The sequence below is a fragment of the Veillonella ratti genome, assembly GCF_003992115.1.
GTDB classification, from domain to species: Bacteria; Bacillota; Negativicutes; order Veillonellales; family Veillonellaceae; genus Veillonella_A; species Veillonella_A ratti.
On sequence record NZ_RQUX01000009.1, the window covers coordinates 40,570 to 53,592 of the forward strand.

A 13,023-nucleotide genomic window follows, 5' to 3' on the forward strand; every position below is an offset into this window, starting at 1 on the left:
CTCCTATATTACAGACGGCTAATGTCATGAGTCGTAGCATATACAAAGAGAGCCAATAAAATGAAAACTCCCGTCATTTGTATATAATACAATGCTTTCGCCGGCAAACGTCGTCTCGTAATTCCTTCAATGATTAAAACAATTAGGTGACCACCATCCAATGCCGGAATCGGCAATAAGTTGATGACGCCTAAATTCAAACTTAACAAGGCGGTGAATTGAAGCAAGTTCCAAAAACCGCTTTCAGCCACTTGACCGGCCATTTGGGCAACCCCGATAGGTCCGGCAAGTTCCGCATTGGCATGGCCTGTAATCATGGACCAAATGCCATCCACCATACTAACTAAAACAAAACCGGTTGTATGAACGGCCTGTATAGCAGACTCACCAAGACTTAACGGCTGGGAATGCATAACCGGATTAATACCGATGACGGCACGTCCGTCATCGCCTACCGCTTCCGGAATAGCCGTCAATTCTTGATTGACACCATTACGGTTTACTACAATCGGCACAATCGTATTAGCCGTTCCCTGTAGTGTTTTTGAAATATCCGTCCATTCATTTACGGGCTTACCGTTGATCGATACGATACGGTCATTAAGCTCCATCTGAGCATTAATAGCCGGCGAGCCATTCATCATATTCCCTACTACCGGTTCCATAGAAGGTGTTTGAATGCCATTGGCCACATAAACTATAAAAAATAAAACTAATGCCAATAAGAAGTTAAATACTGCACCGGCAGCAATAACGACAAAACGTTTCCATACCGGTTTATTTAAAAACGAACGGTCATCGAGCGGCTCTTCCGGGTCCATACCGGCGATTTTATTATAACCGCCGAGAGGAATGGCTCGGATAGAATACAATGTTTCGCCCTTGCGTTTTTTAGCAATAGCTGGACCAAAACCGATGGCGAATTCATCAACTCGCATGCCACTTGCTTTGGCCGTAATAAAATGACCAAATTCATGAATAAACACAATAATGCCAAATACGAAGATTGTGGCAACAATAGTTAACATAATCTCTCCTATTTAATCAAAGCTTTGGCTGTTTCACGAGCCCATAAATCAATTTCACGTAAATGTTCCAACGTAAAGTCCGGTTCTGTTTCCATTTTTTCTAAAACAGCCAACACCGTTTTATAAATATCGGCAAATTTTAACTTACCGTCAAGGAACGCATACACCGCAATTTCATTGGCTGCATTAAATACAGCCGGTTTAAAACCACCTGCACGACCGACTTCATAGGCGAGGTTAAGCGCCGGAAAGTCATCATAACGAGGCGGGAAGAATTCTAATGTCAATGCATCGGCAAAAGTAAGCGTATCCATCTTGAGCGGTTTACGTTCGGGATACGTCAAAGCATACTGAATTGGTTCACGCATATCAGGATTACCTAACTGCGCCAAAATCGCGCCGTCTTTCATCATAATCATGGAATGAACTATACTTTGCGGATGAACAGTCACTTTAATATGATCAAAATCAAAGCCGAACAGCCAATGAGCTTCTATCACTTCAAGCCCTTTATTAAATAAAGTGGCCGAATCGATGGTAATTTTGTTGCCCATATTCCAAGTCGGATGACGCAAACAATCAGCTGCTGTTGCTGTTGCAATTTTTTCAGACGGCCATGTACGCAATGGTCCGCCCGATGCGGTTATGAGCAAGGAATCTACATTTTCACGAGTTTGGCCTTCCAAGCATTGAAAAATTGCACTGTGTTCACTGTCAATCGGTAATAATTGAACACCGTATTCTTTGCATAACGCCGTAATAAGCGGCCCACCGGCGACCAATGTTTCTTTATTGGCCAGTCCAATGGTCTTCTTCGCTTTAATAGCCTCTACAGTCGGCTCGATACCGGCTGCACCGACTACGGCGGTGACCACAAGTTCAGCACTTGGCAAAGTGGCGGCAACAATTAATGCGTCTTTACCGCCTACCAACTTTGTGGGGCCCTGATAGCGTTTTTTTAATTCTAAAAAGGCCGTTTCATCTACCAGACCTGCTACTTCCGGCTGAAATTCCTTAATTTGAGCTTCCAATATATCCACATTGCGGTATGCTACCAGCCCTTTTACCGAAAATAAATCGGGATGCTGTCTAACCACATCCAAAGTTTGCGTGCCGATAGAACCGGTACTCCCAAGAATACTCAGTGTTTTCATAGAAACTCCTTTGCTTATCTTTGTACTACTACTATATGTATATGACTAACCGGTTAAGTATTACCAACAACTTAACTATTGCTAAGTGTTTTCGTATTGCTGACTGTTTAAGTATTGCAGACTTAACACGGTTATACAGTTCTCTACTTATTATATCGCGATTATAAAAGGTAAACCAATACCATTGGCGCTGAAAATAACAAACTATCAAAACGATCGAGTACACCGCCATGGCCCGGCAATAAAACACCGGAATCCTTAACACCGCAAGCGCGTTTTAATTTAGATTCAAACAAATCACCTAAAGGCGCTGCAATACCGGTTAAAAGGCCGGCACCAAGACCTAAGGAGAACGGAATACCTACGATTACAGCATAAATAATACCGGTTAATAAACAACCGATAAAACCGCCCACATACCCTTCCAATGATTTATTAGGACTAATATTGGGTACAATCTTACGTTTACCCCATTTAACACCTGCAAAATAAGCAAAAGTATCACTGGCCCATGTGGTAAGTAACAATAACCAAATAACAAGTTCACCTATATGAGCATTAGCCAAGCCAATCGGTAATAAATCATAGAGAGAGTTTTCACGTAATGCCATGAAGGCAGCAAAGCCGCCGTTTATGTAAAAGAACCCTAACAGGGACGTACTGATAACGGACAAATCCAGTCTGGCCGGCCCAAAAATATACAATAAGCCTATTACCAATACTGAAGCTGCACCCGCAATAATTGCCCATTTATATAAGCCAAAAGTTATGGCCCCCATCATAAGAAGTGTAAATAAATAGCCCCACCGTTCCGGCAATACTATTTTAATATTACGAAGTATGCGCACATATTCTCGCCAACCCAATAAGGCCAGTAAAAGAATAATGCCATTAAAAATATAACCGCCTGCCGTAATAGCAATAATAGCTATTACTAGGCCAATCAATGCCGTAATCACACGAGTTTTCAGCATATTATTCCTCCGTCTTTAAACCGCCGAAGCGCCGTTCTCGTTGCTGGTAGGCATACACAGCATCTAATAAAGTTTGAGCTGTAAAATCAGGCCAATGAGTTTCGGTAAACCAAAACTCGGCATACGCCAATTGCCATAATAGGAAATTACTGATTCGATAGTCATTACTTGGACGAATCAATAAATCTACATCACTGAATTCTTTTGTAAATAAATGTTCACCAAAAGATGTTTCATTAATATCATCAATTGCCATAGTGCCGGCAGTCACTTCAGCTACCGTAGCTTTAACAGCTCGTACTATTTCATCGCGTCCCCCATAGTTAATAGCTAACTGTAAGGTAAGACCCGTATTATTCTTAGTTAATTGTTCTGCATCAGCAATAATCTGTTGCAATTCTTCGGATAAACCACCGATATAGCCGATAAAACGAATACGCACATTATGTTCATGCATATCGCGTACATTACCAAGCAAATATTCGCGAATTAAACTCATCAGTAAAGACACTTCTGTAGCCGGACGTTTCCAGTTTTCAGTGGAAAACCCGTACACAGTTAATGCTTTAATGCCGATTTCATCAGCGGCAATCACTATCTTCTTTAATACATCAGCACCTGCACGATGTCCCATCGTACGCGGTAAACCACGGCGTTTCGCCCAACGACCATTGCCATCCATAATAATAGCTACATGGTGAGGTATATTGTTAGGATCCAGTGTAACGCCTGACGTTGACGCAGTTCCTTCTTTTTTACGAAGTAAATTCTTTAGCATATTGTACCTCAGTGCAGTTTTCAAAACCGCTTGCTATCATAGGGCGATATAGCAAAACTTGCCATGTGCCCGTTTCCTCTACATAGGTCACTCGGCCTACATAAAAATCATTGTCAGCAACAGTAAAAAATCTATTGTAGTTCTCACCTATAGTCACTGAAAAAGGGATATTGGCAGCCTGCAACATCTTCTGTGCAAGCTGCCAAGGTAATCCAACAATTAAGTTCGGCGTATTCATTATACTTCTAATACGTCCTTTTCTTTCTTGTCTTTTAAGTCATCGATAGCTTTAATTTTTTTATCCGTTAATTTTTGGATTTTTTCTTGACCTTGTTTAGCATCGTCTTCGGTGATAGTTTTTGCTTTTTCTTCTTTTTTAAGAGCGTCATTGGCATCGCGACGAATATTGCGAACGGCAACTTTAGCTTCTTCCGCTTTTTTGCTTACTACTTTAACGAGTTCTTTACGACGTTCTTCCGTAAGCTGCGGAATCGCCAAGCGAATAGTTTCACCGTCATTGCTTGGGTTAAGTCCTAAATCGGATTGCAAAACTGCTTTTTCGATTGGTCCAATCATGGATTTTTCCCATGGTTTAACCAAAATTAAACGCGGTTCCGGAGCCGTTACATTAGCGACCTGGTTGATTGGCGATGGTGTGCCATAGTAATCAACCATAACTTTGTCCAATAAGGCTGTACTGGCACGGCCGGTACGAATGGAAGCAAACTCATGTTTTAAAGCCTCGATGGTTTTGTCCATACGGCCTTCTTCACGGGTTAACAGTTCTTGAATTTCCATTATTCTTCACCTCTTACAATAGTACCAACAACTTCCCCTTTCGCAGCGCGTGTGATATTGCCCGGAATATCCATGCTGAACACTACGATTGGAATATTATTATCCTTACACAAGGTCGTAGAAGTAGCGTCCATAACTTTAAGTTCGCGACTAATTACGTCCATGTATGTAAGTTCATCAAATTTCTTAGCATCCGGATTGGTGCGTGGATCCGAATCATAGACACCGTCCGCAAATTTCTTAGCCATTAAAATAGCATCGGCTTCGATTTCGGCAGCACGTAAAGCAGCCGTAGTGTCGGTGGAGAAATACGGATTACCTGTTCCGGCGGCAAAAATAACGATACGACCTTTTTCCAAATGACGGATAGCACGACGACGAATATATGGTTCAGCCACTTCCTGCATAGCAATAGCAGTCTGAACACGAGTAGCCGCTCCGGCATTTTCAAGGGCGTCTTGTAATGCTAAGGAGTTCATAACAGTAGCGATCATGCCCATATAGTCAGCAGAAGCACGATCCATGCCTTTAGCACTACCGGCAAGGCCACGCCAAATGTTACCGCCACCTACTACGATAGCAATCTGCAAATCGGTAGTGCGGGCAATTTCAGCGATTTCTTTAGCAATTTCTTCTACTACTAACGGGTTAATACCAAAGCCTTGATCACCGGCTAAGGCTTCACCACTCAACTTCAAGACGATACGTTTAAAATTTCTATTACTCATTGCTTTATTACTCCTCTGCTATTACAAAATAAGAGAACACGTGACGGTGTTCTCTTATCTCTTTAACTCTTATTGACCAGCGGCTGCACGAACTTCAGCTTCGAAGTCGTCCTGGCGCTTTTCAATTCCTTCGCCTAAAGCGTAGCGAACGAAACGACGTACGTTAATGTTTTCACCGATTTTAGCAATTTTTTCAGTAATAACATCAGTAATAGTTTTGTCACCATCTTTAATGAAAACCTGTTCCATAAGGCAGTTTTCTTTATAGAATTTTTCAACGCGACCGTTAACCATTTTTTCAAGAACGGCTTGAGGTTTTGGTTTGCGACCTGCTTTTACATCTTCTTCAGCTTCTGCTTTAGCTTGTTCTAAAAGAACAGCTTTTTCGTGTTCAATAACTTCGGCAGGAACTTCTTCACGGTTCAAGTACGCAGGGTTTGCTGCTGCAATCTGCATAGCAATGTCTTTAACGAGAGCTTGGAAGTCTTCGGTTTTAGCTACGAAGTCTGTTTCGCAGTTAACTTCAACAAGAACACCAATACGTCCGCCACCATGGATATAAGAAGAAACTACGCCTTCAGCAGCAATACGACCGGCTTTTTTAGCAGCAGCGGCTAAGCCTTTTTCACGAAGTAAGTCAATTGCTTTCTGAATATCGCCATTAGCTTCGGTTAATACTTTTTTGCAATCCATCATGCCTGCGCCTGTAATTTCGCGCAATTCTTTTACTAATGCAGCAGTAATCGCCATTTAATATATACCTCCTATACAATAATTAAGGTAAGGTCATAAAGCCTTACCTTAATTTTATATCGTTCTACATTTTTTATCAAATAAATTTTTGCCGATTATATAATATTTTATACTTCCAATGACAGCCCACTCTGTGAAAAAGCAATAGCGCTGATTTCACAATTTCGCGTTATCGTCAAAAGTGTATTCATCAAATATTTTTGAGCCGAAATTTATTCAACGTATGATACATTTTAAGTTTGTAAAGCTGTGCTTTAAAAAGCTCTTATTAGCCCTGACCGTCCTGAACCATGTCAACGGAGTCAGAAACCATTTGTGCTAAAGCTTGATCGGCAGCTTCCTGGTGTTCACCCTGGTCATCCAAGGATTCGCCCTGACGGCCTTCCAATACAGCGTCAGCCATTTTGCCGGTTAACAATTTAACGGCACGAATAGCGTCATCGTTTGCAGGGATTGGGAAATCGATTTCGTCTGGGTCACAGTTAGTGTCAACTGTAGCTACCACAGGGATACCCAATTTTTTAGCTTCTGCAATGGCGATGCGTTCTTTTTTAGGGTCAATTACGAATAATGCGCCCGGCATTTTAGGCATATCTTTGATACCGCCGAGGTATTTTTCCAATTTTTCCATTTCATGACGTAAGCCGATTACTTCTTTCTTAGGAAGAAGTTCGAATGTGCCGTCTTCAGCCATTGTTTCAAGCTGTTTTAAACGTTTTACACGAGTTTCGATAGTTTTGAAGTTAGTAAGCATACCACCTAACCAACGTTCGTTTACATAGAACATGTTAGCACGGATAGCTTCTTCTTTAACGGATTCCTGAGCTTGTTTCTTTGTGCCCACGAAAAGAATTACTTCACCGTTTTGAGCAACTTCACGAAGGAAATCGTAAGCTTCTTCTACTTTTTTAACTGTTTTCTGAAGGTCGATGATATAAATACCATTACGTTCAGTGAAGATGAACTTAGCCATCTTAGGGTTCCATCTTCTTGTCTGGTGACCGAAGTGTACGCCGGCCTCCAATAATTGTTTCATTGATACTACTGCCATGTTGGCACCTCCTGTTAATAAACCTCCGCAGCTTCATATCCGAGTAAAAATCAGGAAAAGCCCTGACACAGATGTCGGATCAGATCTACGTGCGTAATTTCATACTTTATGAGTATATCACACAAACTGTTGCTATGGCAAGTGGTTCGATACAGATTCTTTTACCTTTGCTGTTGTTGGTGAACGTGTCGTATAAGTCTCTTGCTCCAGGTTTTGCTACGCAAAAAAAGTCGCTGCGAAACTTATACGACACGTTCTTCTAAACAGCTTTAGTTTAAACTCCGGCATCGGACTACTTGCCTAATAGCAAAGGTTCGCGTGATATAAAAGTATTCAATTTGGTGGGAGTTGGGCTCAGTGCGCACTCCTGGTTTTGCGAAGCAAAAAAAGTAATGCCGTATATGTTTAGTTGTTGTATTCAGTGTGCAAGGTTGGTTGTACTTAAGCAAGGATTTTGGGAGGATATGCTTAGTACGTGTTGTTTCCTTGGCAACACTGAATTGACTTAATACTTATACGGCACTTGTGTAGTTATCAAAAAGAGTTAAACGGAGAGTTTTGTCATTAACAGTTCAAGTTTTTGACGGAGTTCTTCGTTTTCTTGAGCTAGTTGGTCTATTTTCTGATTAGCGATTTGGTTTTCTTTTTCCAACAGGGTCATTTTATCGTTGAGTACATAAACGGTGCTGATTGGCGCCATGCGTTCATCGTTAAGATAAGCACGACGTTTTTCACTCGGACCCACTTTGAAGGTTGCGGACACGTTATACATGTTGTCATTATTCCCCACGCTGGTTCCTACAGCAAAGAGTACGTCTTCATTCGGTTGATAGGACGCACCTAACGCCATTGCCGAAGCCTCACGGTAAAAACCACCGGCCACAGAGAAGTTTAATTTACTGCTTGGATCAAAAGCAAGGTTTCTTAATCCGGCTAAGGCCGCCGACATAGCACCGACTTTGTGCATTTCCCCCTTCATTTGGGTAACATCACGTTCTATGGTGCTAACTTTTCCCTCTAAGTTATCCACTCGATTATCTAATTCATTTATCTGGCTGGTATGATTGTTTATAACAGTTGTAAAACCATCCGTATATTCTTTCACAGTAGTTTCAATGGAATTTTCAACCGAACGAAGCTGCGCCACATTAACGGCATCGCTATCTTCCGAACCGGCCGCCACATTGATAATTTGACGCTTCATATCATCATTACCTACCGAAACTGCCCCCACATTGCCTTTAACTGTGTTGGCAATTGCAATCTTATCGGCATCTTCGGCTTTATCAGCCCCATACACTTGTTCATCGGCTGCAGATGCATCAGATACTACCGATACATCTTTTAAACTATAACGATTGGCTATGGACTGACTGCCTAAGGCTACGCCATCTTGCGTTTCCACGAAAGAATCTGCGCCTATAGCTATACCGCCGGCACTGGTAGAATCAGCTTGGCGACCGATGGCAATGGAGTCGATATTGCGTGCATGGGTATCGGAACCCATGGAAATAGCATAATCGCCACCCGCATTGGCATCGTTATTCGCATTGGCGTTGCGCACCGTATTGGTACCAATTGAAATACCGTGAAGTCCGGAGGTTTGCACATTATAACCTATGGAAGTTGAGAATCTACCATCCGCCTGAGAGTTGGGTCCCAGTGATGTACTTCCTTCCGCAGTAGCAATAGAATGAGTGCCTAACGCTACGGCATAAGTATTCTGAGCTCTTGCATCATTACCGATAGCGGTCGCATTCAGACCGTCAGCTTTAGCAATGGTACCAAATGCCGAAGCGCCCCAACCGTTGGCATGGGCTTGGTTTCCAATAGCCGTATCACTTTCACCCAAAGCTTCAGCCTGCGGTCCTAAAGCTGTGGCTGCAATCCCCATGGCTTTGCTTTTTTGACCTATGGCAATACCTTGTCCGGCTCCTACGTAGGCCGCTTTACCTACTGCAATAGCATTATTCATATTGTAAGTCGTATCAAAATACGTATACGTCTCACTCATAGAGGCACCACCGAGGGCCAAGCTGTTTTCGCCAATAGATTTAGATCCATTCCCAAAAGAGGACGCATTTAAGCCATTAGCTTTTGCCCCCGGGCCGACCGCCGTAGCACCGCTCCATTTTGTTTCAGCATTAACACCTATAGCAACAGAAGTCTGGCCACTTGTTTTTCTTTTATCCGATTTCGACATAGTATCGCTATAGTTATCTGCGGTCGATACTCTGGCGTTGTTTCCAATAGCTACACCATGAGCCGCCACATTAGCGACGCCGGCACCGTTTCCTACAGTAATACTATTTACAGCTTCAGCCGTAGAATTGGGTCCTACCGCTACACTATTAGTACCGTTTGCAACCGGAACTGTATCACTGGAGTTAACAGCTACATAATCTATAGCCGACGCTCCAACTTCATTAACGCCACATACAGTAAACGCCCCCAAAACGAGCAAAGTCAGCATATCTCTTTGTTTCTTCTTCATTAATACCACCTAATCAACCTTGCAAAAATGAAATTAATCACAATATTTTTATATTATAAATTAATTCAAATTGCAAATCAAGTGGTTATATTTTTATTTGATAAATCTATTATTAAGATAGGTTTTTATCATTAAAAGCATTCTACATTATGCGGTTATATTAAACATTTTGTGAATAAAAATAATATAATATATTACACAAATTGAATATAAATTAAAGTAACAATTCATTAATTTTCAGAAGATTTTAACAAAAAAGGTTGCTCCTGAGGAAGCAACCTTTTGATTGTAACTTATATAGTTGTTATTAAACAAATAAATTCAAGATTTCTACACCGATGAGACCGCATACAGCAATCGATGTTTCAACGGCACACCAAGTACGTACTGTTTGTTTAACAGTAAGGCCGAAGAATTCTTTGAAGAGCCAGAAACCAGGGTCGTTTGGTGGGCTGAAGATAACGCTGCCGGCACCTACGGCCAATACCATAAGTTCAGGGCTTACACCGGTAAGCGGAATGAGCGGCGCTACGATGCCGCCTGCGGTAAGAGCCGCTACCGTAGCGGAACCTACAGCAATACGAATAACGGACGCGATGATCCATGCCAACAATAATGGGGACAAGTTAGCACCCATTACCAAGTGACCAATGTAGTCGCCTACACCGCTGTCGATGAGCACTTGTTTTAACGCCCCGCCCGCACCTACGATGAAGAGAATCATGGCAACGGTAAGAATTGCTTTTTCAGAAGTTTCCATAATTTCTTTCGTAGTTTTGCCACGAGCATAACCGAATGTGTAGAAGGCTACAGCAATGGAAATAGTCAACGCAACGCTTGGGTCACCGATGAAGTTGAAGATATGCATGATTGGCGCATCTTTAGGAATGCCCATCATTTTACCTACGGCGCTAATAGCCATCAAGATAACCGGCGTTAAAGCAGTTAAAATACTGCTCATAAAAGAAGGCATTTCTTCATCAGAGAAGTTTTTATCATTGTGAAGGCCTTCAGGAATTTCCGTTTTAATGTCTTTTACGGTGTTGTAAAGTAACGGACCGGAAATAATAACCGTTGGGATACCGATGATTAAACCGTAAATCAAGGTTTTGCCGATATCGGCATTAAAAATAACAGAAATCGCAGTAGGACCCGGATGTGGCGGTAAGAAGCCGTGGGTTACGGATAAAGCGGCAGCCATCGGAATACCTACTTCGAGAAGCGGAATGTCAGCTGCTACGGCAATAGTAAATACCAAAGGAATTAAAAGTACGAAGCCGATTTCGTAAAATAAAGCGATACCAACGATAAAACCGGTTAAACAAACTGCCCATTTTACATTTTGACGACCAAACATATTAATTAATGTGGTAGCAATACGCTGTGCCCCGCCGCTGTCAGCCATGAGTTTACCAAGAATGGCACCGAAGCCGACTACGATTGTTAAGCCGCCTAAGGTTGAACCCAAGCCTTTTTGAATGGTTGGGAAGATTTTGTCAATCGGCAAGCCTTCACCGAATGCCAATAAAATACACACTAAAATAAGGGATAAAAAGCTATTCAACTTCACTTTTACAATAAGGAAGAACAATAGCACGATGCCTAATGCCAATATAACCAGTGGCATAGAAGCGCCTCCTTTCATATGAACCGACACAATAGTTCAAAAAGAAAAAATATATTATAAACGATTGAACGGATGGTTCTGTTGGAAGTTTACCAAGCGAGCTAAATCATCTTTCATATTTACGTATAAAGACTCATAAATCTTGAACAATTCGTCATATACTTCGCGATTAGCTTCTTTTGGTGTGTATACTTCTTGAGCCGTAACGAGTGTAGCTGTATCTTTAATATCTTTCAACGTACCGTCAGAAATAAAACCTAATACGGCTGCGCCAAAGGATGCCCCTTCGCTGTTTGTCGGCAAGGTAATGTTTTCATTAAATATATCTGCCATAATCTGAAGCCATAACTCGGATTTGGTGAAACTGCCGCTTACTCGAATGTCTTTAACTTCTTCAAAGTCACGCAGGGCTTGCAATACGCAAAGAAGACTGTAACAAATACCTTCCATGGTAGCACGAATCATATAGGAACGGCTGTGATTTAAGGATAAGCCGATAAAAGCACCGCGCAAATCGGAGTTCCAATATGGTGCTCGTTCACCGGTAAAGAAAGGCATCAAGAGTAAGCCGCCGGAGCCGGCCGGTACGTGACGAGCTTTCATGGTCATCAAATCGTATGGGTCCACATCGAGTTGTTCCATTTGCGGCCCATGCAAGTGAAGAATACGGTCACGCATCCAACGCATGATGATACCGCCATTGTTAATGGCACCGCCGGCTACCCACATGTCATCGGTTAAGTTATAACACCAAGTACGTTGTTGTTTGTCCATGCGCGGTTTTTCCGTAAGCATGCGAATCGCACCGCTTGTACCAATCGTGCAGCTAAGCTGACCGGCTGAAACAGCACCAATACCAACATTTACTAATACGCCATCGGTTGCACCGATAACAACCGGCAAACCGGCAGGTAAGCCTAAACGGTTCGCTACATCAGGCAACAAGGCACTACTATGAGTCGTAGAAACAACTTCCGGCAAACATTTTTCGGTAATACCGACAAAGTTTAAGATTTCTTCGTCCCAACATTCTTTGTGCGCATTGTAGAGGCCACTGCTGCTGGCAACCGATTTATCGGTCACCCATTCACCGGTTAAATTACAGAAAATGAAATCTTTAATAGAGCCGATATGCGACATTCGTTCAAAAATGGACGGCTGATTTTCTTTAACCCATAGAATTTTTGCCAACGGATAGGTCGCATGTAAAGGACAGCCCGTATTGAAGTAAAACTCTTTAACCTTAGGGTCCTTTTCTAAACGACGAACAATAGCGGCGCTGCGACTATCAGCCCATGTCATCATATTGCCTAAGAGTTGAAACTTGTCATCTTGCGGGATAAAGCTGTGCATAACGGAACTTAAGGCCAAACCGGAAATGGTAACCAATTTGTACTGTAATTCAGCCACGGTCCCCTTCACTACTTCTTCTACAGCATCATAAATCTGCTGCGGATTTTGTTCCGCCCAGTCATACTGTGGCGTTTCCAAGCTGTAAAACGCTTCAGTCGTAGCTACTGCCTTACCTGTAGCTGTATACGCAGTAGCACGCACACCGGTCGTGCCTACATCAACACCAATCCATACCGGATCTTTCACTTTTAAGGTCATAAAAACCTCCTTTTGCTGCTAACATTT

At 42.3% G+C, this 13,023-nt stretch carries 12 protein-coding genes; all 12 read right to left on the reverse strand.

Annotation, left to right across the window (positions count from 1 at the left end; translation table 11 throughout):
* Nucleotides 1–8: 8 nt before the first annotated feature.
* Nucleotides 9–1,028, reverse strand: a complete 1,020-nt coding sequence (gene rseP, locus EO124_RS05365) for an RIP metalloprotease RseP (protein WP_127058669.1) — start codon at nucleotides 1,026–1,028, stop codon at nucleotides 9–11.
* 8 nt (nucleotides 1,029–1,036) lie between these two features.
* Nucleotides 1,037–2,182 (reverse strand): 1-deoxy-D-xylulose-5-phosphate reductoisomerase, encoded by a 1,146-nt coding sequence (locus tag EO124_RS05370; protein WP_127058670.1) that lies wholly within the window; start codon nucleotides 2,180–2,182, stop codon nucleotides 1,037–1,039.
* 161 nt (nucleotides 2,183–2,343) lie between these two features.
* The gene (locus EO124_RS05375) at nucleotides 2,344–3,156 is read right to left on the reverse strand and encodes a phosphatidate cytidylyltransferase (RefSeq protein WP_021841027.1); all 813 of its coding nucleotides are present in this window, start codon (nucleotides 3,154–3,156) and stop codon (nucleotides 2,344–2,346) included.
* Nucleotide 3,157: 1 nt separating this feature from the next.
* The gene (uppS, locus tag EO124_RS05380; RefSeq protein ID WP_127058671.1) at nucleotides 3,158–3,934 is read right to left on the reverse strand and encodes an undecaprenyl pyrophosphate synthase; all 777 of its coding nucleotides are present in this window, start codon (nucleotides 3,932–3,934) and stop codon (nucleotides 3,158–3,160) included.
* On the reverse strand, nucleotides 3,912–4,172 hold the full coding sequence (locus EO124_RS05385; RefSeq protein WP_021841029.1) for a hypothetical protein: 261 nt from the start codon (nucleotides 4,170–4,172) through the stop codon (nucleotides 3,912–3,914). Before EO124_RS05385 ends, uppS begins: the two co-directional genes overlap by 23 nt.
* The gene (gene frr / locus EO124_RS05390; protein WP_021841030.1) at nucleotides 4,172–4,732 is read right to left on the reverse strand and encodes a ribosome recycling factor; all 561 of its coding nucleotides are present in this window, start codon (nucleotides 4,730–4,732) and stop codon (nucleotides 4,172–4,174) included. The genes EO124_RS05385 and frr overlap by 1 nt, the downstream gene beginning before the upstream one ends.
* Nucleotides 4,732–5,460: a UMP kinase gene (gene pyrH / locus EO124_RS05395; RefSeq protein WP_021841031.1), complete on the reverse strand. Its 729-nt coding sequence runs from the start codon at nucleotides 5,458–5,460 to the stop codon at nucleotides 4,732–4,734. Before pyrH ends, frr begins: the two co-directional genes overlap by 1 nt.
* Nucleotides 5,461–5,529: 69 nt before the next feature.
* Nucleotides 5,530–6,210 carry a translation elongation factor Ts gene (gene tsf / locus EO124_RS05400; protein ID WP_021841032.1) on the reverse strand — a complete coding sequence of 227 codons (681 nt, stop codon included), beginning with the start codon at nucleotides 6,208–6,210 and terminating at the stop codon, nucleotides 5,530–5,532.
* A 271-nt stretch (nucleotides 6,211–6,481) separates the two neighbouring features.
* Nucleotides 6,482–7,264 (reverse strand): 30S ribosomal protein S2, encoded by a 783-nt coding sequence (gene rpsB / locus EO124_RS05405; RefSeq protein WP_127058672.1) that lies wholly within the window; start codon nucleotides 7,262–7,264, stop codon nucleotides 6,482–6,484.
* A 544-nt stretch (nucleotides 7,265–7,808) separates the two neighbouring features.
* Entirely contained in the window at nucleotides 7,809–9,758 is a 1,950-nt protein-coding gene (locus EO124_RS10175) for a YadA-like family protein (RefSeq protein ID WP_164726557.1), read from the reverse strand.
* A 307-nt stretch (nucleotides 9,759–10,065) separates the two neighbouring features.
* Nucleotides 10,066–11,385: a gluconate:H+ symporter gene (locus EO124_RS05425; RefSeq protein WP_127058673.1), complete on the reverse strand. Its 1,320-nt coding sequence runs from the start codon at nucleotides 11,383–11,385 to the stop codon at nucleotides 10,066–10,068.
* A gap of 54 nt (nucleotides 11,386–11,439) precedes the next feature.
* Nucleotides 11,440–12,996: a gluconokinase gene (locus EO124_RS05430; RefSeq protein ID WP_127058674.1), complete on the reverse strand. Its 1,557-nt coding sequence runs from the start codon at nucleotides 12,994–12,996 to the stop codon at nucleotides 11,440–11,442.
* Nucleotides 12,997–13,023: the final 27 nt, after the last annotated feature.